The 23,851-nt window shown below is 68.0% G+C and carries 23 protein-coding genes; 15 read left to right on the top strand and 8 right to left on the bottom strand.

Annotated elements, in window-relative coordinates:
- Positions 1 to 58: 58 nt before the first annotated feature.
- Positions 59 to 952 (top strand): LysR family transcriptional regulator ArgP, encoded by an 894-nt coding sequence (locus ASD65_RS07445; protein ID WP_056220585.1) that lies wholly within the window; start codon positions 59 to 61, stop codon positions 950 to 952.
- Between the two features lie 6 nt (positions 953 to 958).
- Here the strand turns inward: ASD65_RS07445 and ASD65_RS07440 are convergent, their stop codons facing one another.
- Entirely contained in the window at positions 959 to 1,990 is a 1,032-nt protein-coding gene (locus ASD65_RS07440) for an NADP-dependent oxidoreductase (RefSeq protein ID WP_056220582.1), read from the bottom strand.
- Positions 1,991 to 2,137: 147 nt separating this feature from the next.
- Between ASD65_RS07440 and ASD65_RS07435 the strand changes: the two genes are divergently transcribed.
- Positions 2,138 to 2,449 carry a Dabb family protein gene (locus tag ASD65_RS07435; RefSeq protein WP_056220581.1) on the top strand — a complete coding sequence of 104 codons (312 nt, stop codon included), beginning with the start codon at positions 2,138 to 2,140 and terminating at the stop codon, positions 2,447 to 2,449.
- Here the strand turns inward: ASD65_RS07435 and ASD65_RS07430 are convergent.
- The gene (locus ASD65_RS07430; RefSeq protein WP_056220578.1) at positions 2,438 to 3,628 is read right to left on the bottom strand and encodes an ROK family transcriptional regulator; all 1,191 of its coding nucleotides are present in this window, start codon (positions 3,626 to 3,628) and stop codon (positions 2,438 to 2,440) included. The two genes, ASD65_RS07435 and ASD65_RS07430, sit on opposite strands and share 12 nt — an antisense overlap.
- 116 nt (positions 3,629 to 3,744) lie before the next feature.
- Between ASD65_RS07430 and ASD65_RS07425 the strand changes: the two genes are divergently transcribed.
- From ASD65_RS07425 to ASD65_RS07385, 9 genes are all read left to right on the top strand, one after another.
- Positions 3,745 to 4,851 (top strand): Gfo/Idh/MocA family protein, encoded by a 1,107-nt coding sequence (locus tag ASD65_RS07425; RefSeq protein ID WP_056220576.1) that lies wholly within the window; start codon positions 3,745 to 3,747, stop codon positions 4,849 to 4,851.
- A complete protein-coding gene (locus ASD65_RS07420) occupies positions 4,848 to 6,458 on the top strand; it encodes a sugar ABC transporter ATP-binding protein (RefSeq protein ID WP_235566626.1) in 1,611 nt (536 codons plus the stop codon). Before ASD65_RS07425 ends, ASD65_RS07420 begins: the two co-directional genes overlap by 4 nt.
- Complete coding sequence (locus tag ASD65_RS07415) at positions 6,455 to 7,519, top strand: ABC transporter permease (RefSeq protein WP_056220573.1); 1,065 nt, start codon at positions 6,455 to 6,457, stop codon at positions 7,517 to 7,519. The genes ASD65_RS07420 and ASD65_RS07415 overlap by 4 nt, the downstream gene beginning before the upstream one ends.
- Positions 7,516 to 8,604, top strand: a complete 1,089-nt coding sequence (locus ASD65_RS07410; protein ID WP_082561616.1) for an ABC transporter permease — start codon at positions 7,516 to 7,518, stop codon at positions 8,602 to 8,604. Before ASD65_RS07415 ends, ASD65_RS07410 begins: the two co-directional genes overlap by 4 nt.
- 2 nt (positions 8,605 to 8,606) lie before the next feature.
- Positions 8,607 to 9,815 (top strand): substrate-binding domain-containing protein, encoded by a 1,209-nt coding sequence (locus ASD65_RS07405; protein WP_056220570.1) that lies wholly within the window; start codon positions 8,607 to 8,609, stop codon positions 9,813 to 9,815.
- A 75-nt stretch (positions 9,816 to 9,890) separates the two neighbouring features.
- Complete coding sequence (locus ASD65_RS07400; RefSeq protein ID WP_056220566.1) at positions 9,891 to 10,772, top strand: sugar phosphate isomerase/epimerase family protein; 882 nt, start codon at positions 9,891 to 9,893, stop codon at positions 10,770 to 10,772.
- Positions 10,773 to 10,798: 26 nt separating this feature from the next.
- Positions 10,799 to 11,806, top strand: a complete 1,008-nt coding sequence (locus ASD65_RS07395) for a sugar phosphate isomerase/epimerase family protein (RefSeq protein ID WP_056220564.1) — start codon at positions 10,799 to 10,801, stop codon at positions 11,804 to 11,806.
- Between the two features lie 275 nt (positions 11,807 to 12,081).
- A complete protein-coding gene (locus ASD65_RS07390) occupies positions 12,082 to 12,993 on the top strand; it encodes a sugar phosphate isomerase/epimerase family protein (RefSeq protein ID WP_056220561.1) in 912 nt (303 codons plus the stop codon).
- 36 nt (positions 12,994 to 13,029) lie between these two features.
- Positions 13,030 to 13,638 carry a TetR/AcrR family transcriptional regulator gene (locus ASD65_RS07385; protein WP_056220558.1) on the top strand — a complete coding sequence of 203 codons (609 nt, stop codon included), beginning with the start codon at positions 13,030 to 13,032 and terminating at the stop codon, positions 13,636 to 13,638.
- A gap of 21 nt (positions 13,639 to 13,659) precedes the next feature.
- Here ASD65_RS07385 and ASD65_RS07380 read toward each other — a convergent pair whose 3' ends face one another.
- The 5 genes from ASD65_RS07380 to fdhA all read right to left on the bottom strand — a co-directional run bounded on the left by ASD65_RS07380 (position 13,660) and on the right by fdhA (position 18,497).
- Positions 13,660 to 14,124 (bottom strand): MarR family winged helix-turn-helix transcriptional regulator, encoded by a 465-nt coding sequence (locus ASD65_RS07380; protein WP_056220554.1) that lies wholly within the window; start codon positions 14,122 to 14,124, stop codon positions 13,660 to 13,662.
- A 10-nt stretch (positions 14,125 to 14,134) separates the two neighbouring features.
- Positions 14,135 to 15,859 (bottom strand): MDR family MFS transporter, encoded by a 1,725-nt coding sequence (locus tag ASD65_RS07375; protein ID WP_200948634.1) that lies wholly within the window; start codon positions 15,857 to 15,859, stop codon positions 14,135 to 14,137.
- A gap of 103 nt (positions 15,860 to 15,962) precedes the next feature.
- Complete coding sequence (locus ASD65_RS07370; protein ID WP_056220549.1) at positions 15,963 to 16,625, bottom strand: YqaJ viral recombinase family protein; 663 nt, start codon at positions 16,623 to 16,625, stop codon at positions 15,963 to 15,965.
- A 224-nt stretch (positions 16,626 to 16,849) separates the two neighbouring features.
- The gene (locus ASD65_RS07365) at positions 16,850 to 17,251 is read right to left on the bottom strand and encodes a GlcG/HbpS family heme-binding protein (RefSeq protein ID WP_056220546.1); all 402 of its coding nucleotides are present in this window, start codon (positions 17,249 to 17,251) and stop codon (positions 16,850 to 16,852) included.
- A 25-nt stretch (positions 17,252 to 17,276) separates the two neighbouring features.
- Positions 17,277 to 18,497 (bottom strand): formaldehyde dehydrogenase, glutathione-independent, encoded by a 1,221-nt coding sequence (fdhA, locus tag ASD65_RS07360; RefSeq protein WP_056220543.1) that lies wholly within the window; start codon positions 18,495 to 18,497, stop codon positions 17,277 to 17,279.
- Positions 18,498 to 18,625: 128 nt separating this feature from the next.
- Here fdhA and ASD65_RS07355 point away from each other — a divergent pair, with 128 nt between their 5' ends.
- From ASD65_RS07355 to rplL, 3 genes are all read left to right on the top strand, one after another.
- Complete coding sequence (locus tag ASD65_RS07355) at positions 18,626 to 19,897, top strand: helix-turn-helix transcriptional regulator (protein ID WP_056220540.1); 1,272 nt, start codon at positions 18,626 to 18,628, stop codon at positions 19,895 to 19,897.
- Between the two features lie 261 nt (positions 19,898 to 20,158).
- A complete protein-coding gene (gene rplJ / locus ASD65_RS07350; RefSeq protein ID WP_056220538.1) occupies positions 20,159 to 20,647 on the top strand; it encodes a 50S ribosomal protein L10 in 489 nt (162 codons plus the stop codon).
- A gap of 47 nt (positions 20,648 to 20,694) precedes the next feature.
- On the top strand, positions 20,695 to 21,075 hold the full coding sequence (rplL, locus tag ASD65_RS07345; RefSeq protein ID WP_056220535.1) for a 50S ribosomal protein L7/L12: 381 nt from the start codon (positions 20,695 to 20,697) through the stop codon (positions 21,073 to 21,075).
- An 81-nt stretch (positions 21,076 to 21,156) separates the two neighbouring features.
- On the opposite strand, the gene ASD65_RS07340 is transcribed toward rplL, so the two are convergent.
- Complete coding sequence (locus tag ASD65_RS07340) at positions 21,157 to 22,197, bottom strand: LacI family DNA-binding transcriptional regulator (RefSeq protein WP_056220531.1); 1,041 nt, start codon at positions 22,195 to 22,197, stop codon at positions 21,157 to 21,159.
- Between the two features lie 276 nt (positions 22,198 to 22,473).
- Between ASD65_RS07340 and ASD65_RS07335 the strand changes: the two genes are divergently transcribed.
- Complete coding sequence (locus ASD65_RS07335) at positions 22,474 to 23,805, top strand: ABC transporter substrate-binding protein (RefSeq protein ID WP_442922450.1); 1,332 nt, start codon at positions 22,474 to 22,476, stop codon at positions 23,803 to 23,805.
- Positions 23,806 to 23,851: the final 46 nt, after the last annotated feature.

Below are 23,851 nucleotides of genomic sequence, written 5' to 3'. Positions count from 1 at the left end.
TAGGCGGTCTTGCGTGCACGGTCCAGCTAAAGATTCTTCCGGACCATTAGCATGATTAATGATGCGCATTCCGTTGGAGTTGGCCGAGACCCTCGCCGCGATCGTCGACGAGGGCACGTTGGATGCTGCGGCCATGCGCCTGCGCATCACTCCGTCAGCCGTCAGCCAGCGGCTCAAATCGCTCGAGGAACTCCTCGGACGAGTGGTGCTGGTGCGGTCCAAGCCCGCGCGTGCCACCGCGGCGGGTGAAGCCGTCGTGCGCCTCGCCCGTCAGATGGCTCTCCTGGAGCACGACACGCTGGACGAACTCGGTGTCGCACACGATGACGGAGTGGCGCGCGTCAGCGTGCCGCTCGCCGTCAACGCCGATTCGCTCGCCACGTGGTTCCTGCCACCGCTCGCCCGGCTGAGTGCGACTCTTCCCGTCGTCTTCGAACTGCACCGCGACGATCAGGACTTCACCGCCGGGCTGCTCGAGTCTGGCACGGTCATGGGCGCGGTCACGTCCCGGGCGACGCCGGTGGCCGGCTGCCGGGTGAGCGTGCTGGGCGCGATGCGGTACGAAGCCGTCGCGACGCCGCAGTTCGTCGCCGACTGGTTCTCCGCGGGCGTGACCGCGGCATCTCTCGCGGCCGCTCCGGTCATCGACTTCGATCGCCGCGACGACTTGCAGACACTCTGGCTGACCTCACGCGGCGCCGATCCCGCGCGCCCACCGCGCCATTACGTCCCGGCATCCAGCGACTTCGCCCACGCGGTCAAAGCGGGCCTCGGGTGGGCGCTGCTGCCGCGATTCCAGTCGGAGGATGCGCTGGATGCCGGGAGACTGGTGGCCATCGGCGGCGATCCCATCGACGTGCCGCTGTACTGGCAGCAGTGGAACCTGCGCTCACCGCTGCTGGATGCGGTCGCGGCAGAGATCATCGCCGAGGGCCGGGTCGTCCTGGGGTGAGGCGTCTCAGTCGTCGCTGACACGCAATACGATCTTGCCGCGGGTGTGTCCGAGCTCCAGCTGAGCATGGGCCGCCGCGGCATCTGCCAGATCGAACACCCGGTCGACGTACACCTGCAGGGCGGGGGAGTCCAGGAGCCGCGCGATCGTCGAGAGCACGGCCGCATCGGGGATGACCTTGTACGACGTGGCGCGCACGCCTGCCGACGCCGCGGCCTCGGCGTACCCCGGCCACGAGCCCGTCGGCACGATCACGTACAGCCCGCCCGGTCGCAGCACGCTCAACGACCGGCTGCCGGTCGAGTCGTGCACATTGCCGATCAGGTCGATCACGACGTCGACGTCGGCCACGACATCCTCGAACCGCGTCGTCGTGTAATCCACGACGACCGTCGCGCCGAGCTCGCGCAGCCACGCGGCGTTCGCCCCCGAGCCGGTCGCCGTGACGTGGGCGCCGAAATACGCGGCGATCTGCACAGCGAAGTGGCCGACGCCGCCGCTGCCAGCATGGATCAGGATGCGCTGGCCCTCGTGGGCGCGGGCGGTCTCGACCACCAGCCCCCAGGCTGTGAGTGCGGCCAGTGGTACTCCGGCCGCCTCGACGTGCGAGAGCGACGCGGGCTTGCGGGCGACAGACAGCGACGGCACCACCGCGTATTCGGCGTAGCTGCCGCCGGTGCGCGGGAACGGCAGCATGCCGAACACCGCAGTGCCCGGCTGGAGGGGATGGGACTCGTACGGTGCCTTCACGACCACGCCGCTGAAGTCGAAGCCGAGCGCCGCGGGGAAGTCGCGGATGGCGCCGTAGGCGCCGGCTCCGCTGCGCGTCTTGGCATCGATCGGATTGATGCCCGCGGCGACCACCCGCACGAGAAGCTCGCTGAGTACGGGGGAGGGCACCGGGAGTGTGTCGAGGCGGAGGGCCGCGGGGCCGCCGGCCGCATCGATGACGGCGGCGCGCATGATCGCCGGCGGGGCGGATACCGCCACCGTGGCGGATTCGAGGGTGGATGCGGGATGCAGCGGCCGGAATCTCATCCGTTGCCCCTTCCTCGTGCGACCACCGCTGGCCGGTGCGTCGATGACACCAGTCAACCCGAACAATGTCTCGCCCGTGTTACGCGGGTGATACCGGTCGGCGAAGGTCGCGGCATCCGGGGTCGCGCGGCATGGCATGCTCGGAGCATGATCAGGCACACCGTCGTCTTCTCGCTCCATCACCCGTCGGGCAGCCGGGCGGAGCTCTCCTTCCTCGCCGATGGGCGCGCGGCGCTCACCTCGATTCCGTGTGTCGAGCGCTTCGAGGTGAGCCGTCAGGTGAGCACGAAGAGCGAAGGCGACTTCCAGTTCGCGATGTCCTTCGCGGATGCCGCGACCTACGCCGCTTACGACGCACACCCGACGCACGTGGCGTTCGTGGCGGAGCGTTGGGTGCCGGAAGTCGCGCGATTCCAGGAGTTCGACTTCGTGGAGTGGGACGCTGCCTCAGACGCGTGAGGCGAGCGCGTCGACGTTCGACGGCGACAGTACGACCTGCGTGACCATGATCGCGGCGCCGAGGACGCCGGCGGTCTCGCCCGCCTGCGACTGCACGATGCCCAGATGCTGGGTCGCGAGCGGGATCGAACGGCGGTAGACGACTTCGCGCACGCCGGCGAGGAGATGCTCTCCGGCGCGGGCGATGCTGCCGCCGATCACGATGATGGACGGGTTGAGCATGTTCACCACCGTCGAGAGGACTTCACCCACCTCGCGGCCGGCCTGCCGGGTCGCGGCGATGGCGAGCGGATTGCCGGCGCGCACGAGCCCGACGACATCGGAACTGCCGGCGGGATCGAGCCCCTGGGCGCGGAGGGCGGCGGCGATCGCAGTGCCGCTCGCGACGGCCTCCAAGTCGCGTTCGTCTTCGGGAGGGCGGGGGGAGTCGTGGCTGTACGGCACCTGCACGTGCCCCATGTCGCCGGCAGAACCCTGCGCGCCGCGCTGCAGTGTGCCGCCGGAGATGATGCCGGCGCCGATGCCGGTCGCGACCTTGACGAACACGAGGTCCTCGACGCCGGGCCAGCTCACCGCGTGCTCGCCCAGGGCGAGGATGTTCACGTCGTTGTCTACCAGTACCGGGACCGGCAGCGTCTGCTGCACATAGCCGGGCACGTCGAAGCGATCCCAGCCGGGCATGATCGGGGGATTCGTGGGGCGGCCGGTGGAGTGCTCCACCGGGCCGGGAACCCCGATGCCGACCCCGACCAGCTGATGCACCTCGAACGCGCTCTCCACGAGCAGCGCCTGCGCCTCAGCGAGCATCGAGTCCAGGACCGGCTCGGGTCCGTCGGCGATGTCGAGCGGTCGCGTCCTCGAGGTGAGGATGCGACCGGCCAGGTCGGCGAGGGCGATCGTGGCGTGCGTGGCACCGAGGTCGACGGCGAGCACGATGCCGGCCAGCGGATTGAAGGCCACCCGCGCGGGCGGTCGCCCACCGGTCGATGCCGCCTCTCCTGCGGGAAGGACGAGCCCGGCGTTCAGGAGCACATCGACGCGGCTGGACACCGTGGAACGCGCCAGCCCGGTGAGGGTGGCGAGTTCGGCTTTCGTGCGGCCCTGGCCGTCGCGCAGGATCTGAAAGATCTCGCCGGCGCCGGGATTCGCGGGTGCCGCAGTGCGCCCGAGTTCGACCATTGCGCCAGTGTAACCACACGAACTCTTGTCGGACAAAAGATAACTAAATGAACTCGATCGGAAGACTTTTGACGAAGACCTAGCAAAAGTTGCCGGAGGTGTGTCAGTATCACCTCATGACAATGGATGTCGCCGACACCGAGGTCGGCACGCTCCGAGCCGGGTTCCTCGGTGCGGGCTTCATGGCCCAGGTGCACAGCCGCGCGAGCCGCGCAGCCGGTGCACTTCTGCAGAGCGTGGCATCGTCCCGCGTCACGAGTGCGCAGGAAGCGGCACGCACGCTACGCATCGATCGGGCGGAGCAGGACACGGCAGATCTGCTGGCCGCCGACGACATCGACGTGGTGCACGTCTGCACTCCGAACGCGACGCACGCAGGCTATGCCGCCGCAGCAGTGGCCGCCGGCAAGCACGTCATCTGCGAGAAGCCGCTCGCCACGACGGTGGATGACGCACGTCTCCTGGTCGAAGCCGCACAGGTGCACGGCGTCGTCGGCGCGGTTCCCTTCGTCTACCGCTACCACCCCATCGTCCGCGAAGCGCGCGCACGTATCGCGTCCGGGGAGGTCGGCACCCTTCTCACCCTGGACTGCTCCTACCTGCAGGACTGGCTGCTCGAGGCCGGCGACGAGAACTGGCGTGTCGATGCTGCCCAGGGCGGGGCATCCCGCGCCTTCGCCGACATCGGATCCCACCTGGTCGACCTCATCGAGTTCGTCACCGGCGACCGCGTGGCACGTCTGTCTGCTCGCACCCGCACGGTGTTCCCGCGTCGGGCCGGCAACGCCGTCGCCAACGAGGACATCGCCGCCCTCGTCGTGGAGCTCGCCGGCGGCGCGCTCGGCACGATCCTCGTGTCGCAGATGGCGCCCGGCCGCAAGAACGCCCTGGTCCTGGAGCTGCACGGCACCGCCGAGAGCCTCCGGTTCGCGCAGGAGCGCCCCGAAGAGCTCTGGATCGGCCGTCGCGAGGGATCCCAGCTGATCCTGCGCGATCCGATCGCCGCCAGCCCCGACTCCGCACGACTGTCCCTCGTACCCGCCGGGCACCCGATGGGCTACCAGGACGCCTTCAACGCCTTCGTCTCCGACGCCTACGCGGCGATGTCCGGAGACACCCCGGACGGCCTGCCCACGTTCGACGACGGTCTGCGCTCCGTCATCCTCACCGCCGCCGTGCTCGAGTCCGCGGCCACCGGCCAGTGGGTGGAGGTGCACTCGTGACCGAGACCTTGCCCGAGTCCGCGACGCGGCCCGACACGGCATCAGCCGAGATCGTGCTGCGCGCCACAGGCATCGACAAGAGCTTCTTCGGCGTCTCCGTGCTCCGCGGCATCGACATCGATGTCCGCCGGGGCGAGGTGCACGGCCTCGTCGGCGAGAACGGCGCCGGCAAGTCGACCTTCATGAAGATCCTCGCCGGCGTGCATCAGGCCGACGCCGGCACCGTCGAGTTCGAAGGGCGCGTCGTCGCCTACACGCACCCGCTGCAGGCAATGAACGACGGCCTGGTCACGGTGTTCCAGGAGTTCAACCTCCTCCCGGAGCGCACCGTCGCGCAGAATGTCTTCCTCGGTCGCGAACCTCGCAAAGGAGTGTTCCTCGACAAGCGCGCCATGGCGCGGCGCACCCGCGAGATCCTCACCGACCTGGGTGTCGACTTCATCGACCCCGGCGCGCGAGTCGGTTCGCTCAGCGTGGCCGAGCAGCAGATCGTCGAGATCGTCAAGGCGCTCTCGTTCGACGCCAAGGTCATCTCGATGGACGAGCCGACGGCTGCCCTGAGCGATCACGAGGTCGAGCTGCTCTACGGCATCATCCGACGCCTCACCGGCCGCGGTGTCGCCGTGATCTATGTCTCGCACCGTCTCAAGGAGATCTTCGACCTGTGCGATCGGATCACGATCCTCAAGGACGGTTCGCTGGTGTCGACGGATGCCACGGCCGACCTGTCGACCGGTGAGCTGGTGCGTCGCATGGTGGGCCGCCCCATCCAGTCCTACTTCCCGGTCGCCGAAGAGGGCACCGTCGTGGGCGAGCCCCGCATCGCGCTGGAGGATGCCGGCAACGAATACGTCGACGGCGTCTCGCTCCAGCTGCGCGCGGGGGAGATCGTCGGGCTCGCCGGCCTCCAGGGCTCGGGCCGCACCGAGCTCGCCGAGGCGATTTTCGGTGCGCACGCCTTTACGCGCGGGCGCATGACGCTGGACGGCAGGACCGTGCGCTTCACCTCGCCGCGCGCCGCGGTCAAAGCCGGCATCGCGCTGGTGACCGAAGACCGCAAGGCGCAGGGGCTCGCCCTCGGCCAGTCGGTGCTCGACAATGCGCTCCTGGTTGTACGCGGTGTCTTCGCTGGCCGCACGGGCGCTTCGCGACGGTCGGTCCCCGGCATCCTGTCCAGCCTCGAGGTCACCTCGCGCGGTGTCGACCAGGAGGTGCAGTTCCTCTCCGGCGGCAACCAGCAGAAGGTCGTGCTCGCGAAGTGGCTCGTCACCGAGCCGCAGGTCGTGCTGTTCGACGAGCCGACACGAGGGATCGATGTCGGCGCCAAGATCGCCGTCTACACACTGATGCGGCGGCTGGCCGCAGAAGGCAAGGCCGTCCTGATGGTCTCGTCGGAGCTGCCCGAGGTGATCGGCATGAGCGATCGGATCCTCGTCATGCGCGACGGCATCCTCGCCGCCGAGCTGCCCGCGGGTGCCGCCGAGCACGAAGTGCTCGCCGCTGCGACCGGATCGGTCGAGACCGCGGCCGACGTCATCGAGGACCCGCGGGTCCTCGCCGTGGAAGACAGACCCGAGCCTGAGCCGGAAGGGGGTGAGCGCTCATGAAGCGCATCCGCGCAGCCGTCACCGGCGGCGGTACGACCCTGATCGTGCTGGTGGCCCTGATCGTCGTCATCGTGATCGGCGCCATCCTCGTCTCCACGGTGGGACGGAACTTCTTCAGTCCCGGCAACATCCGCGACATCCTCACCGGGATGAGCGTGCTCGGACTCGTCGCGATCGGTCAGACCCTCGTGGTGCTGGGCGCGTCGCTCGACCTGTCGGTGACGTACGTCATCAGTCTCGCCAGCCTCGTCGGGGCGACCACGATGAACGGCAACCCGGCGAACATCCCGTGGGCGGTCACGCTCACGCTGCTCGTCTGCGCCGGCATCGGACTGGCCAACGGCCTGATCGTCACGGTGCTGAAGGTCAACGGCTTCATCGCGACACTCGGTGTCGGCCTCATTCTCCAGGGCGTGCTCAACACCGCGTTCCAGGGGAGCGCGGGCAGTGTGCCGTGGGAGTTCCAGCTCATCGGGGCGACCGGGATCGGTCCCGTGCCGGTCTCGACGATCATCATGATCGTGCTGGCCGTGGTGATCTGGCTCATGCTCGACCGCACCCGTGCGGGTGCCCACCTGTACGCCGTCGGCGGCAACGCGGAGGTCTCGCGGCTCTCCGGCCTGCGCACGAAGCGACCGCTCATCATGGCGCACGTGCTGTGCTCGGTGTTCGCGGGGCTCGCGGGTCTGCTCCTGGCCAGCCGGCTCGGTGTCGGCAGCCCGACCGTCGGCCAGCAGGGCGGCTACGCGCTGCTTTCGATCGCCGCGGTGGTGCTCGGCGGCACCCTGCTGATGGGTGGACGCGGTTCGGTCTGGGGCACGATCGGCGGCGTCGCGATCTTCGCCGTCGTCGACAGCGTCATGAGCGTCATGCAGGTCAACCCGTTCCTCAAGGACGTCGTGCGCGGCGTCGTCATCGTCGCGGCCGTCGCCGTCTACAGCCGCCGCGCGGTGGTGAACCGTCGAGCGAGGTTCGGACCCGGCGGAACGAGTACATCCGGGAGCGCGGCACCCGCCGTCGCCGACGGTCAGCTCGCAACGACCGAGGGAGGTCGCTCGTGAACGCCCTGCGCACCCTGGTGAGCCCCCGCGGCGCCGTGTTCCTGCTGCTGGTCATCCTGCTCGTGGCCATCACGATCCTGAACCCGAACTTCGCCGAGCCCGGACAGCTCATGCGTTTCATCCAGCGCGTCGCTCCGGTCGCCATCGTCGCGATCGGCCAGTACTTCGTCATCGTCTCCGGCGAGTTCGACCTTTCCCAGGGGTCGCTCATCACCGCACAGGTGATCATCGCCGGCAACCTCGTCGGTCAGGATGACGCGCGCACGGTACCGGTCCTCATCCTGATGTTCGTCTTCGGCGCCTTCATCGGTCTGATCAACGGTCTGCTCACGACGCTCCTGAAGGTGCCGTCGTTCATCGTCACGCTCGGCATGATGCTCGCCCTCCTCGGCCTCGTGCTGTGGTGGACCGGGGGAGCCGCGACGGGCAATCCCGCCGACAGCTTCCGCGAGATCGGACGTGGCGGCATCCGCGACATCCCGTTCCTCGACTTCCTGCCCTGGGCCGTCGTGGTGCTCGCCGTCTGGCTCGCGCTGGCGATCTGGCTCACCAAGCGACCCCTGGGCAAGACGATGATCGCCGTCGGCGACAACCGCACGGCCGCCCGCTACGCCGGGGCGCGCACGTGGTGGGTCACCACCCGGGCGTTCATCATCTCGTCGCTGTCGGCCACGCTGGCCGGAGTGCTCCTGGTCGGCTACGCCGGCGTGCACCCCTCGGTCGGTCGCGGCTACGAGTTCGTCGCGATCACCGCCGTCGTCCTCGGCGGCGTGGTGCTCGGCGGAGGCCGAGGCTGGGTGGTCGCGGCGGTGGCCGGCGCCTTCGTTCTGGAGGCGCTCTTCCTGCTGCTGAACATCGCCGGTGTCCCGTCGACACTGCGCGACACGGTCCAGGGCGTCATCATCATCGCTGCGGTCGCCTACTCCGGCGTCGCGTTCCGTGCCCGCCGCTCGAAGCCACGAGCCGCGGCATCCACACAGTCTTCTCCCGCTACGGGGAAGGAGCCGGGTTCCCCCGAGGAACCTGCTCAGTCCGGATCACATGCCCTCACAGCAGAGGGCCCCAACGTTAACCAAGGAGGTTGACAATGCGACGGTCACTGAAGATCGGCGTCGTCTCGACGACGCTCATCGGCCTGTTCGTGCTTGCCGGCTGCACCACGGACCCCGGAGTCACGGCTCCGTCTGACTCCGCGGAGCCGCCGACGTCCGAGACGAACGAATGGTTCGACCAGGCCCTGTTCGACAAGCAGGACGCGGAGCGGGATGTCATTCCGCAGGGTCCGGAGGACGAGCCGTACCTGCAGTACATCAACGCCGAGATGGTCGACACGTCGGCCTTCGCGAGCACAGGTGCGAAGAAGGCGTGCTTCGCGAACGCTTCGATCTCCAACCCCTGGCGCCAGACCGGCTGGATCACCATGAACCAGCAGCTCAAGGTGCTGCAGGACGCGGGAGCGATCAGCGAGATGGAGACCCGCGACGCGCAGGACTCCGATGACACGCAGATCGCGGACATCGACTACTTCATCAACGAGGGCAACTGCGACGTCTTCCTCATCTCGCCGAACAGCACGGCGGCGATGACTCCGGCCGTCGAGCGCGCCTGCGAGACGGGCAAGCCCGTCGTCGTCTTCGACCGCGGCGTCGAGACGGATTGCCAGGTCACGTTCATCCACCCGATCGGTGGATTCGCGTGGGGAATCGACACGGCGGAGTTCCTGATCGACAACCTCGAGAAGGGCGACAAGGTCGTCGCACTGCGCGTCCTGCCCGGTGTCGACGTGCTCGAGCACCGGTGGGCGGCAGCCGAGAAGCTGTTCTCCGAGGCCGGTATCGAAGCGGTGGACTACTTCACCGGTGCGGACCCCGCGAAGATCAAGAGCATCATCGCCGACGAGCTCGCCAAGGGCGACGTCCAGGGCATCTGGATGGATGCCGGTGACGGCGCCGTCGCGGCGATCGAGGCGTTCGAGGACGCCGGAGCGGACTACCCGGTCATGACCGGTGAAGACGAGATGAGCTTCCTGCGTAAGTGGAAGGACACGGGCCTCACGGGACTCGCGCCCGTCTACTCGAACTTCCAGTGGCGCACCCCGCTGCTGGCGGCTCAGATGATCTTCGCCGGCCAGGAGGTTCCGAAGGAGTGGGTGCTCCCGCAGAGCCCCATCACCGCGGAAGAGGTCGACCCCTACCTCGAGGCCAATGACGGCATGCCCGACGGGCACTACGCCAAGTTCGGCGGAGAGAACCTGCCCGGTTACCCGGAGGTCTGGCAGCAGCGCCAGATTCCGTAAACCGCAGTACTGTCCCATCCTCCCGTCGTGCTTCGACGGGAGGATGGGACATCCCCATGTGATGGAGGAGAGCACATGCATCGCACGATCGGCGTCAACACCTGGGTGTGGACCTCGCCCTTGACCGACACGAGCCTGGACGAACTCGCCCGCCGTGCAGCCGGTATGGGGTTCGGTGCGATCGAGCTCCCGCTGGAGAATGTCGGCGACTGGGATCCGCTGCGTGCGCGCGACCTCCTCGACGAGCTCGGGCTGACACCCGTCGTGGTGGGCGCGATGGGCCCCGGCCGATCACTCCTGGCGCGCGCGGGCGATGTCGCCGCGACGCAGGCCTATCTTCGTGCGTGCATCTCGGCGGCCGCGGCCCTCGGCGCGGCCACCGTCGCGGGCCCCTTCTACGCTCCGACCGGCGTCACCTGGCGCATGAGTGACGAAGAACGAGCGGATGCCGCGACCGAACTGCGCCGCAACCTCGAACCGCTCGTGGCGGAGGCCGCCGAGTCCGGCGTCGCGCTCGCCGTCGAGCCGCTGAACCGCTATGAGACGAGCGTGCTCAACACCGTCGACCAGGCGCTGGTCGCCCTCGGTCCGATCCTCGGACCCGGGCTCGGTCTGGCCCTGGATACCTACCACCTCAACATCGAGGAGAAGCGGCCGGCCGATGCGATCCGCACGGCCGGGCGCGCGATCGCCTACGTGCAGGTGTGCGGCAACGACCGCGGCGCGGTCGGAGACGACCACACCGATTGGCCTGGCCTGCTCGACGCGCTCGATGACGCCGACTATCGCGGCATCCTGGGGCTGGAGAGCTTCACCGGCGAGAACGCGACCATCGCGGTCGCTGCCTCGGTCTGGCGCCCCCTCGCGGCGTCGCAGGACGAGCTTGCACAGCGCTCGCTGGCGTACCTCACCGCGCTGCAGGACGCGCGATCCGGGTCGGCGTCGGCCACACTGTAAGTCCCGACATCATCACTGGAGCTGCCATGTCGACGCATCCCGTCACCCTGTTCACCGGTCAGTGGGCGGACCTGCCCTTCGAGGAGGTCGCGCGGATCGCCGCCTCCTGGGGGTACGACGGACTGGAGATCGCGGCATCCGGCGATCATCTCGATCTGCAGCGCGCCGACGAGGACGACGACTACGCGGCATCCCGTCTGGAGATCCTGGACCGCCACGGGCTCAAGGTCTTCGCGATCTCGAACCACCTCGCCGGCCAGGCGGTGTGCGATGCTCCGATCGACTTCCGCCACCAGGCGATCCTGCGCGACTACGTGTGGGGCGACGGTGACGCGGAGGGCGTGCGGCAGCGGGCCGCGGAAGACATGAAGCGCGCGGCACGGGTCGCGCGCAAGCTGGGGGTCGACACCGTCGTCGGTTTCACCGGTTCGTCGATCTGGCCCTATGTCGCGATGTTTCCGCCGGTGCCGGCGAGCGTGATCGAGGGGGGCTACGAGGACTTCGCCGCACGCTGGAATCCGATCCTCGACGTCTTCGACGACGAGGGCGTGCGATTCGCGCATGAGGTGCACCCGGGCGAGATCGCGTACGACTACTGGACGAGTGTGCGCGCCCTCGAAGCGATCGGCCACCGGCCCGCGTTCGGCTTCAACTGGGACCCGAGCCACATGATGTGGCAGAACATCGACCCGGTCGGGTTCATCTGGGACTTCCAGGACCGGATCTACCACGTCGACTGCAAGGACACGCGGATGCGGCCGCGCAACGGCCGCGCGGGCGTGCTGGGGTCGCACCAGACATGGGGCGACCCGCGGCGCGGGTGGGACTTCGTCTCGACCGGGCACGGGGACGTGCCGTGGGAGGACTCCTTCCGCGCGCTCGATGCGATCGGCTACAGCGGCCCGATCTCGGTCGAGTGGGAAGACGCTGCGATGGATCGACTGCACGGCGCCGCCGAGGCCGTCGGATTCGTGCGGTCGCTGTTGTGGAAGGCGCCGGAGAACCCCTTCGACGCCGCTTTCAGCAACCAGTGACCAGGCGTCGCCGCTGACGCGAGCGTCGCCCACTCCATCGCCCGGTGCGGGCGGCGGTGCTTAGGCTCCTCCATTCCGCGAGACGCGGCAGAAGGCTGTTCCGTGCTCGGGGTCGGGTACTTTGCCGCGTCTCGCGGGGAAGGGTCTCTGCGAGGAGACTCTCGACAGTGATCTCCATACTGCCTAGTATGGAGAATGTATCCACACCACCGCAGTCGATAGGGGGTTGAGGGATGCATCGCATACCGAGCAGTACGAGAACAGAGAGGTTCGCCATGCCAGAGATCGGGATCGGGTTCCACACGGATGCCTTCAACTCCAGCCATAAGTCGTTCGAGCAGGCGCTCGCCTGGGCGCAGGAGAACGACGTGCACTACATCGAGCCGGGGGTGATCGACGGTGCGTGCTGGATCCATGGACTCGGCTACTTCCCGCATATCTCGCTCCTCGAGGATCCCGTGCTGCTGCGCCGCAAGATGGAGCGCTACGGGGTCGAGTTCTCCCAGATCGATGCCGCGTACCCGCTCTCGGGACGTGACGGGATGTCGATCGGCGTGCCGTACGTGCAGAAGGCGATCGCGTGGGCCTCGCTCGCGGGGAGCCCCCGCGTGGCGACGACGGACGGACTGCACAAGCCCGAAGGGCTCGAAGACCGCGAGGCGCTCGACCTGATGAAGCGCTCCTACGGCGAGATCATCCGCGTCGCCGAGGCGCACCAGGTCGTCGTCACGATCGAGGTCCACGGCTACTTCACTACCCGCCCGGACTGGCTCGCCGAGATGCTCGACTTCTGCGGCGATACGCCCTGGCTGCGACTCAACCTCGACACCGGCAACTCGTTCATCGCCGGTAACGACCCCGTCGAGTTCGCCGATCGCTTCATCGACCGCATCCATCACGTGCACATCAAGGATGTCTCTGAGTCATTGGCCGCCGCCGCGCGCGGTGGGGCGACGGGAATCGCGATCAGTCACGTCGCCGCCGGCAACGGCGTCAACGCCGACAACATCCGCCAGATCCTGCACCGACTCAGCGCCCACGGATTCGACGGCGTCCTCAGCATCGAGTGCGAAGGCCAAGGGGGGCCGATGCTCGCAGACTCACTCGCGTGGCTGCGCGCCGAACTTCCGGCGGCAGGATTCACCGAACGGGTCCCGTCGTTCCTGACGGCAGCCGTCGCCGCCTGAGGGCGGCGTCCACGCCGACCGGTATACGGTAGCCCCATGCCCACCGCTGTCTCCGGCAAGCCGGACGAACTCGCGCTCGCGGCGTTCACGCTGTTCTCCAGCCGGGGGATCGCGAGCGTCAACATGGACGCGATCGCCGCCGGCGCGGGGGTCACCAAAGGCAGCCTGTACTGGCACTTCTCCTCGAAGCAGGAGGTCGTCCTCGCCGCGTGCGGCGTCTACTACGCCCGGTGGCGCGATGACATCGGTGCTGCGATTGCCGCGGCGAGCGGTCCCTACGACCAGCTCGCCGCGGCGGTCGGGTACTCGGTGCGGGCCTGCCTTCTCGACGACGCGAATCGGGTGTTCACCACCGAGATCGTGGCGCTCTCGCTGTACAACGCGGAGGTGCGCACGAGCTGGGCCGGCTTCCTCGACGAGACCGAGCGCCTGTTCCTGGGGCTCACCCACCGCGCGGTCGGGGCGGGCGAGCTGGTGTGCGATGACGTCGATCGGGCTGTGGACCTGACGCTGGCCGCGATGGAGGGCATCAAACAGACCGCGCTGTTCCGGCCGCAGCTGTGCGCGCCGGACAGCGAGCAGCGGATCCTGCGGCGGCTGCTCTCACTACTCGGGGAGCGCCCGGAAGTCCCGCCTGCGGACTAAACGCCGAAGCGTTCGGGCTGCTCAGGAGGAGGGGGTCACGCCTGAGGACAGTGCGTGCAGGAGCCGAGTGAGGTTGTTGATGTCCTCGATCGGCCAGTCTCCCAGCGCGTGCAGGAGCGTGTGCTCCTGCGGGCGGCGCGCTTCATCCAGTCGCTCCATACCGAGCGGCGTGGGGGAGAGCAGACTGGAGCGGCCATCGGCAGGGTCCGGGGTGCGCACGATCAGCCCGAGCTGTTCGAGCTCACGCACGGCCCGGCTGATCTGGCCCTTGTCCGCAGTCAGTGATTCGGCCAGCGCGGAGAGGGTGACGCTTTCGCGCCGCACGATGGTGGTGAATACCTTGTAAGCCCCGGGCAGCATCCCGGGGCTTACCCGGTTCGCGTTCTCGGTCAGGATGCGGCGGAACTGATTGATCAGCTCCCCGAATTCGGCCTCGAGGGCGCGCACCGCTTCGGTGCGCGCCCCCTGAGTGTCGTGCTCGCTCATGATGACGACACTATCCGCGGGAATCGAGTGACCCGGACGAGGCATCCTGTCCTGTTGCGGAGCCGCGCTCGCGCTCGGCCACGCGGACGCTGCCGGTCGCCGTCAGCACGTCCATACCCTCGGGCACCGAGACGGTGGCGAGGTCGGCTTCGCTCGCGCGGATCCGCTCGCTCGTGGTCATGTTCGTCAGCGACTTGTTCGGCAGGAACACGATCGCGAGCAGGCTGATCACGGCGAACGGCACAGCGATCAGGAACGCGTGCGAGATGCCCTGCGCGTAGATGTCCTCGATGATCACGCGGACCGACTCGGGCATGGTCGAGACCTGGGGCAGTGCGCCGGACTGCAGCTGAGCCGCCACATCGGCACCCTTGTCGCCCAAGGCCATGACCGCGGCCATGATGTCGTCCTTGCGCTCGGTCATCAGCTCGGTGACACGTGAGGCCAGCGCCGCTCCCATGAGGGAGACACCGATGGTGCCGCCGAGGCTGCGGAAGAAGGTGACTCCCGAGCTTGCGACGCCGATCTCGTTCGGCTTCGACGTGTTCTGCACAACGAGTACGAGGTTCTGCATCGTCATGCCCACGCCCGCACCGAGCAGGAACATGTACACCGAGACGAGCACGAAGTTCGTGTCGTACTGGATGGTCGACAGCATGTACGCGCCGACGATCAGGAAGACCGATCCGACGATCAGGTACGGCTTCCAGCGACCGAACCGTGTGATGAGCGCGCCGACGCCGATCGACGACAGCAGCAGACCGGCGATCATCGGGATCGTCATGAGGCCGGCTTCGGTCGGCGAGGCGCCGCGGGCCAGCTGCATGTACTGGCTGAGGAACACCGAGGCGCCGAACATCGCGATGCCCGTGGCGATCGAGGCGATCACCGAGAGGGTGAAGGTGAGGTTGCGGAACATCGACAGCGGGATGAGCGGCTCTTTCGAGCGCAGCTCGACGACGATGAACAGCGCGGTCGCCAGGAGCGCGCCGCCGACCATCAGGACCGTCTGGAGGCTCCACCACTCGAAGCTGTCGCCGGCGAGGGTCACCCAGATGAGCAGCAGCGACACGGCGCCGGAGAGCAGCACGATGCCGCTGTAGTCGATGCTCACCTTGCGCTTTGCCAGCGGCGAGATGTGCAGCGTCTTCTGCAGGATGATCAGGGCGAGGATCGCGAAGGGCAGCGCGACGTAGAAGTTCCAGCGCCATCCCCACGTGTCGGTGATCAGTCCGCCGAGGAGCGGGCCGCCGACGGTGGCGAGGGCCATGACGGCGCCGAACAGACCCATGTAGCGACCGCGCTCACGCGGGCTGATGATGTCGGCCATGATGACCTGGCTGAGCGCGGCGAGACCGCCGGCGCCGATGCCCTGGATCGCGCGGAACGCGATGAGGGTCTCGGGGTTCTGCGAGAAGCCCGCGGCCGCCGTGGCCAGTACGAAGATGACGATCGCGATCTGGATGAGCAGCTTGCGGTTGAAGAGGTCGGCGAGCTTGCCCCAGATCGGGGTGGAGATGGCCGTGGTCAGCAGGGTCGCCGTGACGACCCAGGTGAAGGCGGCCTGGTCGCCGTCCAGGTCGTGGACGATGACGGGGAGCGAGGTGGAGACGACCGTGGATGCGAGCATCGACACGAACATGCCCAAGAGCAGGCCGGAAAGGGCCTCGAGCACCTGGCGGTGCGTCATCTTGGGCTTCTCCAAGGTGTCCGAGGACGAGGAGGACATTGCCATGGGCGGCGGCTTTCTTTAGCGAACGAGAGGCGCGACGACGTTGGCGCAATAGTTGACGAAGATCAACTATAACCAGATCGTTGACTTGTGTCAACCATTGCTCTCAGTCGGCCAGGGCCAGTGCCCGGAAGGGCTCCCTCGGTGGCTGTGGTGGCGGCATCCGCTCGGCGAGGGGGGTCGTGCGCAGGGTGGTGCGGCGGTACAGCTCGTCGATGAGCGAGGTCGCCAGGCCCACGAGCTTCGCGATCTCGGCGTCGTCGCGGTCGACCCAGGCGCAGCGCGGCTCATCGCCGACGGGCACGAAGTCCTCGTGCTCCTCCCACGCGACCAGCGTGCGCTCTGCGCCGAGGACGTGCTGCTGCCACCACACCTGGCGCAGGTACGTACGGGGGATGCTGCGCCACTTCTTGTTCGTCGTCTTGATCTCGCACAGGGTCACACGCCCGGCCGCATCGACCGCGACGCCGTCAGGCGTGGCGAGGTGGCGCTTCTCGACCTCGGCGTGGAACAGCGCGGACGAGGGCTGGATGCCGTGGGTCGCCGCGACCCACGCGGCGATCTCGGGCTCGCGGATGCGGCCGTGGTTCGTGTACGCGTTGCCGGAGAAGCCCGAGCCCATCAGCTTCGCGTCGGCGGCGCGTGAGATGACCCGCTCGCTGGTCAGGCTCGCGACATCCGTCGCCGTGATCCCGCGCGACCGTGCGCGCACCCAGGCCACCCGATCGCGGGAGTCCGCGACGATCCGGGCGGCGAGTTCAGGAGTCACCCTTCGAGCGTACGCGCGGGCGAGGACGCCCGCGGACTGACCCGCCGCCGGTGGCCGTTGCGGCGGCTCTTGTCGTGGCATCCGACGGCGTCGTGGCGTTCGTCGTCGCCTCGAGAAACAGCACTGCGGCTGGGAAACGGTGCGACGCGCCGTTTCCCAGCCGCAATGGAGTTTCTCGAGGGTGGGGTGCGAGCGGATGCTGCGACCCACGCCCCCGCGAAAAGCTAGAGCGAGGCGGCGCCGGCCTCGGCGACCGTCTGGTCCTGCTCGCCGGAGCCTCCGCTGACGCCGAGGCCGCCGACGACCACGCCGTCGCGACGCAGCGGCACGCCGCCCGCGAAGATCGCGACCTTGCCGCCGTTGGTGGTGTGGATGCCGAAGAACTGCTGCGTCGGCTGCGAGTTGTCGCCCAGGTCCTTGGTCTGGATGTCGAAGGCGCGTGAGGTCCACGCCTTGCTGATCGAGATGTCGACGCTGCCGATCCAGGCGCCGTCCTGGCGCACGTGGGCGATCAGGTTGCCGCCGGCGTCGACGACGGCGATGTTCATGGGCTGGCCGATCTCGTCGGCGCGCTTCTCTGCGGCGGCGATGATCGAACGGGCGTCTGCGAGGGTCAATGCGGACATGGTGTTCTCCTTGGGGTGATGCGGATCAGGCGGCGATGTAGCCGTTGGGGTTGAGGACGTACTTGGTGGCGGCGCCGGCGTCGAACTCCGCGTAACCGCGGGGCGCGTCATCCAGCGAGATCGCCTTCGCGTTCACGGCCTTCGCGATGTGGACCTTGTCGTGCAGGATCGCCATCATCAGCTGGCGGTTGTAGCGCATGACGGGGCACTGGCCGGTGGTGAACGACAGTGACTTCGCCCATCCGGTGCCGAGGCTGAGCGAGAGCGAGCCGATCTTGGCCGCCTCATCCACGGCTCCCGGGTCGCCGGTCACGTACAGACCCGGGATGCCGATGGCACCGCCGGCGGCGGTCACATCCATGAGCGAGTTCAGCACCGTCGCGGGCGCTTCCTTGGCGTGGGCGCCATGCCCCTCGCTGCGGGCCTCGAAGCCGACCGCATCGATGGCCGCGTCGACCTCGGGCACGCCGAGGAGCTGCGCGAGCTGATCGGGCACGGACCCGTTGCCCACGTTGACCGTCTCGCAGCCGAAGCTGCGGGCCTGGGCGAGGCGGTCCTCGTTCAGATCGCCGACGATGACGACGGCGGCACCCAGCAGCTGCGCACCCGCCGCGGCGGCGAGCCCGACGGGCCCGGCACCGGCGATGTAGACGGTCGATCCGACGCCCACACCTGCCGTGACGGCTCCGTGGAACCCGGTCGGGAAGATGTCGGACAGCATCGCGAGGTCGAGGATCTTCTCCAGCGCCTGGTCGCGGTCCGGGAAGCGCAGCAGGTTCCAGTCCGCGTAGGGGACCAGCACGTACTCGGCCTGCCCGCCGACCCAGCCGCCCATGTCGACGTATCCGTAGGCGCTGCCGGGGCGGTCCGGGTTGACGTTCAGGCAGATCCCGGTCTTGCCCTCCTTGCAGTTGCGGCAGCGGCCGCAGGAGATGTTGAACGGCACCGAGACGATGTCGCCGACCTTGATGAACTCGACGTCGGGGCCGACCTCGACCACTTCGCCGGTGATCTCGTGACCGAGCACGAGCCCGGCGGGGGCTGTCGTGCGGCCGCGCACCATGTGCTGATCGGAGCCGCAGATGTTCGTCGCGACCGTGCGCAGGATCACGCCGTGCGGGATCTTGCGTCCGATGTTCGCCGGGTTCACGCCCGGTCCGTCGTGCAGCTCGAAATCGGGGTAGTCGGTGTCGATCACCTTCACGACTCCGGGTCCCTCGTAGGCGACCGCTCTGTTCCCAGACATCCTCGTCCTTCCGTTCGGAGCGATGCGAACTCGCTCGCCTCGAGCCTGTCCGATCATTTCGGGTAGTGCGATACCTCGTGAGGGTTGTCTTGCTACCCGAACGGGTGGGTAGCCCGTATCGTGAGGCCATGGACGTGACGAACAAGGAGTGGGCACCGGGTGGCGACACGCTCCGGGATCTCGCCGAGGTGCTCACCGCGCCGCCGCAGGTGCTGCCGCAGCGGCTCTCCGGTCTGCTCGCCCCGCTCGTGGCGCACACGGCCGTCGTCGTCCTCGTCGCCGACGCGGCCGGTGGGCAGCGCGAAGGTGCGGGTGCCGCATCCTTCGTCGACGGCGTCTCGTTCCTCGCCCTCGACGATCTGCGACGGATGCTGCGCCCCGGCCGCACGCGCCGTGGCGGTGTGCCGACCGCGACCGGATCGGTCGACGCCCTTCAAGTCCTGTCGACGAACGGGGCGCTGCTCGTCCTGGCCGAACCGGGGGACGAACGCAACGACGAGGCCGTGCTGCAGCTGTGGAACATCGTCGCGCTGCGCGTGCAGGAGCTGGCGGATGCCGCTCCTCCGGACTATCTGCAGCGGGCGCGGGCGACCTCCAGCGTGCGCATGGAGGCTCTGACCGAGCTGGCCGACGAGTACTCCACGACCCTGGAATCGGTGCTGGCCGTGCTGCGCTCCGCGAGCCTCGACGACCGCGCCGCGCGTCAGACCGCGACCCGCATCGCCGCCGAGGGGATGGTGCACCTGCGCACGGCGAGCGACCGCGTGCGCACCTTCACCGAGGAGCCCGTGACCACCGCATTCGAGCGGCTGCGCGATGACCTGCGCCCGCTGGTGCGGTACCGCGACATCGACGTGCAGTTCGTAGAGCCGCCCGTAGACGGCCGGGCTCTGCCGAGCGAGATCGCCCATGGCGCCCGCGCCGTGGTGCGTGGGTCGATTCTCGCTCTCGTCGATCGGCACGACGTCAGCCGCGTGCGGGTGCAATGGGACTGCGACGGCACGAACCTCCTCATCAACGTGCGCGACGACGGTCCGGGCGATCTGTCCGACGAGAGCGTCCAGCTGCGACTGGTGCGGCAGCGCGTGCTCGCGCTGAACGGACGGCTGTCGTTCCAGGCGACGCCGGGCTGGGGCACCGAGATGTCCGTCGCGATGCCGCTGGATCCGCCCACCGCGCTGAGCGCGGCACCGACCGCGTGGGACCTCGGCAGGCGCGAGGCCGACGTGCTGGGGCTGCTGATCTCCGGGCAGCGCAACCGTGAGATCGCCGCGAACCTCGGCATCAGCGAGAACACCGTCAAGTTCCACGTCGCCAAGATCTTCCGCAAGCTCGGCGTGAGTTCGCGGGCCGAGGCGACCGCTCTGGTGCTGGCGCAGCGCACGGTAGCGCAGCGCTGACGTCCCCGATTTGGCGAGGGCCGAGGCATCCCGTACGCTGGTGGGTAGCCAAAGACCGCCGGTCATCAACGTGCGCGCAAGCGAACGAAGATCTAAGCACTGCATTGCAGAGGCCCGCGCAGGTGTACGAATGACTCTCTCCGAGAATCCAGCTCCGTGCGCTTGCGCCGGAGCTTTTTTGTTGCCGTGATGAGAGATGAGCGGGTGCTGCGGCTGTCGCTCCGCCACCGCGGAGCGTCACGTACACACCAAGGAGTGACCATGGCGCAGAAGGATGCATCGGTCTCCGAGCTCACGAAGTCATTCGAGAACTCGAACGCCGTCCTGCTGACCGAGTACCGCGGTCTGACGGTTGCCCAGCTCAAGCAGCTGCGCAACACCATCCGTCAGGACGCTCAGTACGCCGTGGTGAAGAACACGCTGACCAAGATCGCCGCGAACAACGCGGGGATCACTGCGCTGGATGAGGACCTCAAGGGTCCGTCGGCTGTCGCATTCGTGCACGGCGACTTCGTCGCCACTGCGAAGGCTCTGCGTGACTTCGCCAAGGCGAACCCGCTTCTCGTGATCAAGGGCGGCATCTTCGAGGGCAACGTCCTCAACGTCGACGAGATCAACAAGTACGCCTCGCTCGAGAGCCGTGAGGTTCTGCTTGCGAAGGCTGCGGGCATGATGAAGGCGACGATGGGCAAGGCTGCGGCCACCATCGACGCGCTTCGCGAAAAGCTGGAGACCGCTGAGGCCGCGTAAGCGACCGGCGATCTCTTTCCACAAACCCCATCAATAGGAGATACATCATGGCGAAGCTCACCACCGAGCAGCTGCTCGAGCAGTTTGCTGACCTGACCCTCATCGAGCTCAGCGAGTTCGTGAAGGCGTTCGAGGAGAAGTTCGACGTCACCGCTGCGGCTCCGGTCGCTGTTGCCGGCGCTGCCGGCGGCGCTGCTGCCGAAGAGGCCGAAGAGCAGTCCGCGTTCGACGTCATCCTCGAGTCGGCAGGCGACAAGAAGATCCAGGTCATCAAGACCGTCCGCGAGCTCACCTCGCTGGGCCTCGGCGAGGCCAAGGCCGTCGTCGACGGCGCACCCAAGGCAGTGCTCGAGGGCGCTTCCAAGGAAGCCGCTGAGAAGGCCAAGGCCGCTCTTGAAGAGGCCGGCGCGACCGTCACGCTCAAGTAGTCGACTCCTCTGAGTCTGAAGGACCCCGGATGCGTGCATCCGGGGTTCTTCGTCTTACCCGTGCTGGTGGGGGAGCGGGCCTCACCCGAGGCTGGTGCCCGCTTCGATCGCCGAGGACTCGCGGTCGGCCGGGCCGGTCGAGTTGCGCACGATCAGTCGCGACGACGCGGCGATGTGGCGCGGCGGGGCACCCGGGTCCTCCATCTGCGCGATGAGCAGCTGCACCGCCTCGTACCCCTGAGCGCGCGGGCTCTGCCGCAGCGTCGTGAGCGAGAACATGTCGGCGTGCTCGTGATCGTCGATGCCGACCACGCTGAGGTCGCTCGGCACCCTCACGCCGATCCGCCTTGCGGCGATGATGGCGCCGATCGCGACCTCGTCGCAGACGCCGACGATGGCGGTCGGGCGTCGGCGCGTATCGCCGAGGAAGTCGACGGATGCCGCGTACCCGCCCGGCAGCGAGAGCACGGCGGGGATGTGCCGGATGTACTCCTCGAGACCCGCGTCGATCATCGACTCCTGGTAGCCCTGCAGGCGGAGCTTGTCGACGTGAGCCCAATGCAGCTCCTGGGCGCCGCCGACGAACGCGATGCGACGGTGGCCGAGGGCGAGCAGGTGCTCAGTGGCGCGACGGGCGGCGTACAGATCGTCGATGGCGATCGCGCTGGCACCGGGGGAGGAGCCGACGACGGTGACGATGGGGCGCCCGATCGTGTGCAGCCGCTCCATCTCGTGGTCGGCCGGTTCGAGCCCGACCGCGATGACGCCGTCGAAGCGCTGGCGGGCGAGATAGTGATCGAAGATCCTGGCTCGGCCGGGCGTGCCGGGCTTGGCGTTGTAGAGGGCGAGATCCAGCCCGCGTTCGACCAATGCCGTCTGGATGCCTTCCAGCACCTCGCCGAAGAACCAGCGGTTGACGGCGGGCATGATCACCCCGACCGTGTCGGTGCGACCGGTCGCCAGGCTGACCGCGGTCGTGGACGGCACGTAGCCGAGACGCTCGGCGGCATCCCGCACGCGGGTCTGCGTCTCGTCGGAGACGTAGCCGCGGCCGCTCAGGGCGCGACTGGCGGTGGACTTGGACACACCCGCCAGTTCGGCGACGTCGGCGATACCGGCCACGGCGCAGGCCTCCCTCTCTCGGGCGACGACATCGTCGCCTCCCACATGCTAGCGGAAGGGCAGCACATTTCGGGAAACGGTTCCACAACGTCAATCGGGGGCGACGAGCTCGCCTGATCCTCGGAAATCCCATGGTTACTGAGTTGTGACTATCCCGGCTTGTGCGGCAACATGGGGATCGAATACGTTGTGCATGGAAGCGGTTCCCTAGTGCAATCGGGAATCGGTGCGCATCGCACGCAAGAGAGACTCAACGAGGAGACAGCAATGAATGAAATGCGGTCATCACTGGCGCGCCGCGCGACCGTGGGCATCGGACTGGGTGTGGTTGCAGTCCTCGCTCTTGCGGGGTGCACCGAAGGTGGAGGCGACGACACGTCCTCCGGCTCGGTCGAGGGCCAGACCGTCAAGATCTCCGGTGGCATCACCGGCATCGAGGCGGACAACATGCAGAAGTCGTTCGAGCAGTTCACCGAGGACACCGGCATCATCGTCGAGTACACGGGTGACAAGAGCTTCGAAGGCAACATCGTCACGAAGGTCGACGGCGGCTCCGCCCCGGACATCGCGATCGTGCCGCAGCCGGGTCTGCTGAAGACGCTCGTCGGCACCGGTGAGGTCAAGCCGGCCCCCGAGGGCGTCGTCACGAACGTCGACGAGAACTGGTCGCCCGACTGGAAGGCCTACGGCACCGTCGACGACGTGTTCTACGCGGCCCCCATGCTCGCGAACATCAAGGGCTACGTCTGGTACTCGCCGGCATCCTTCGCGGAGTGGGGCGTCGAAGTCCCCAAGACGTGGGATGAGCTCATCACGCTGACCAAGACGATCCAGGAGAAGACCGGAGCCGCACCGTGGTGCGCCGGATTCGCCTCGGGTGACGCCTCCGGTTGGCCGGGCACCGACTGGGTCGAGGACCTCGTCCTGCGCCAGTCCGGCCCCGAGGTCTACGACCAGTGGGTCGCCAACGAGGTCGAGTTCACCGACCCGCAGATCGCGGACGCGTTCACGGCGGTCGGCGACATCCTCCTGAACCCGGCCTACGTCAACGCCGGCTTCGGTGACGTCAAGAGCATCAACTCGACGGCATTCGGCGACGTGGCGGCCAAGGTCGCCGATGGCACCTGCCCTCTGACGCACCAGGCGTCGTTCCTGTCGGCCAACTTCCTGGACGTGAAGACGGCTGACGGCAACGCTCCGACGGTGGCGCCCGATGGCGATGTGTACGCCTTCGTGCTCCCCGGCTTCGAAGAGGGCGCGGCCACCATCGAGGTGGGTGGCGAGTTCGTCACCGCGTTCTCCGACTCCCCGGCGACCGTCCAGGTGCTCGAGTACATGTCCAGCCCGGAGTGGGCCGACGCACGCGTCAGCCTGGGCGGCAACATCTCGGCCAACCTGAACGCCGACCCGAGCCTGGCCTCCAGCCAGTTCCTCACCGAGGCCATGGAGCTGCTCCAGGACCCGAACACGACGGTGCGCTTCGACGCATCCGACCTGATGCCCTCCACCGTGGGCGCCGGATCGTTCTGGAAGGGAATGGTCAACTGGATCGACGGTAAGGACCAGGCGACCGTGCTCAGCGACATCCAGGCAGGCTACGAGAACTAGTCGACATGATCCCGAATCCGGGGTTGCTCGCAGTGTCGAGCAGCCC

Origin of the sequence: Microbacterium sp. Root61, assembly GCF_001427525.1 — a bacterium.
In the GTDB taxonomy this organism is placed as follows: domain Bacteria; phylum Actinomycetota; class Actinomycetes; order Actinomycetales; family Microbacteriaceae; genus Microbacterium.
Note: the sequence above shows the minus strand (reverse complement) of the source record. Positions and strands in the feature narration are given on the sequence as shown.

Coding starts and splice junctions, on each gene's coding strand:
- rplL (WP_056220535.1), top strand. CDS start 20,695: ATGGCGAAGCTCACCACCGAGCAGCTGCTCGAGCAGTTTGCTGACCTG.
- ASD65_RS07425 (WP_056220576.1), top strand. CDS start 3,745: ATGACAATGGATGTCGCCGACACCGAGGTCGGCACGCTCCGAGCCGGG.
- ASD65_RS07430 (WP_056220578.1), bottom strand. CDS start 3,628: ATGGTCGAACTCGGGCGCACTGCGGCACCCGCGAATCCCGGCGCCGGC.
- ASD65_RS07445 (WP_056220585.1), top strand. CDS start 59: ATGATGCGCATTCCGTTGGAGTTGGCCGAGACCCTCGCCGCGATCGTC.
- ASD65_RS07415 (WP_056220573.1), top strand. CDS start 6,455: ATGAAGCGCATCCGCGCAGCCGTCACCGGCGGCGGTACGACCCTGATC.
- rplJ (WP_056220538.1), top strand. CDS start 20,159: ATGGCGCAGAAGGATGCATCGGTCTCCGAGCTCACGAAGTCATTCGAG.
- ASD65_RS07400 (WP_056220566.1), top strand. CDS start 9,891: ATGCATCGCACGATCGGCGTCAACACCTGGGTGTGGACCTCGCCCTTG.
- ASD65_RS07385 (WP_056220558.1), top strand. CDS start 13,030: ATGCCCACCGCTGTCTCCGGCAAGCCGGACGAACTCGCGCTCGCGGCG.
- ASD65_RS07440 (WP_056220582.1), bottom strand. CDS start 1,990: ATGAGATTCCGGCCGCTGCATCCCGCATCCACCCTCGAATCCGCCACG.
- ASD65_RS07405 (WP_056220570.1), top strand. CDS start 8,607: ATGCGACGGTCACTGAAGATCGGCGTCGTCTCGACGACGCTCATCGGC.
- ASD65_RS07435 (WP_056220581.1), top strand. CDS start 2,138: ATGATCAGGCACACCGTCGTCTTCTCGCTCCATCACCCGTCGGGCAGC.
- fdhA (WP_056220543.1), bottom strand. CDS start 18,497: ATGTCTGGGAACAGAGCGGTCGCCTACGAGGGACCCGGAGTCGTGAAG.
- ASD65_RS07390 (WP_056220561.1), top strand. CDS start 12,082: ATGCCAGAGATCGGGATCGGGTTCCACACGGATGCCTTCAACTCCAGC.
- ASD65_RS07380 (WP_056220554.1), bottom strand. CDS start 14,124: ATGAGCGAGCACGACACTCAGGGGGCGCGCACCGAAGCGGTGCGCGCC.
- ASD65_RS07365 (WP_056220546.1), bottom strand. CDS start 17,251: ATGTCCGCATTGACCCTCGCAGACGCCCGTTCGATCATCGCCGCCGCA.
- ASD65_RS07395 (WP_056220564.1), top strand. CDS start 10,799: ATGTCGACGCATCCCGTCACCCTGTTCACCGGTCAGTGGGCGGACCTG.
- ASD65_RS07355 (WP_056220540.1), top strand. CDS start 18,626: ATGGACGTGACGAACAAGGAGTGGGCACCGGGTGGCGACACGCTCCGG.
- ASD65_RS07335 (WP_442922450.1), top strand. CDS start 22,474: ATGCGGTCATCACTGGCGCGCCGCGCGACCGTGGGCATCGGACTGGGT.
- ASD65_RS07375 (WP_200948634.1), bottom strand. CDS start 15,859: ATGGCAATGTCCTCCTCGTCCTCGGACACCTTGGAGAAGCCCAAGATG.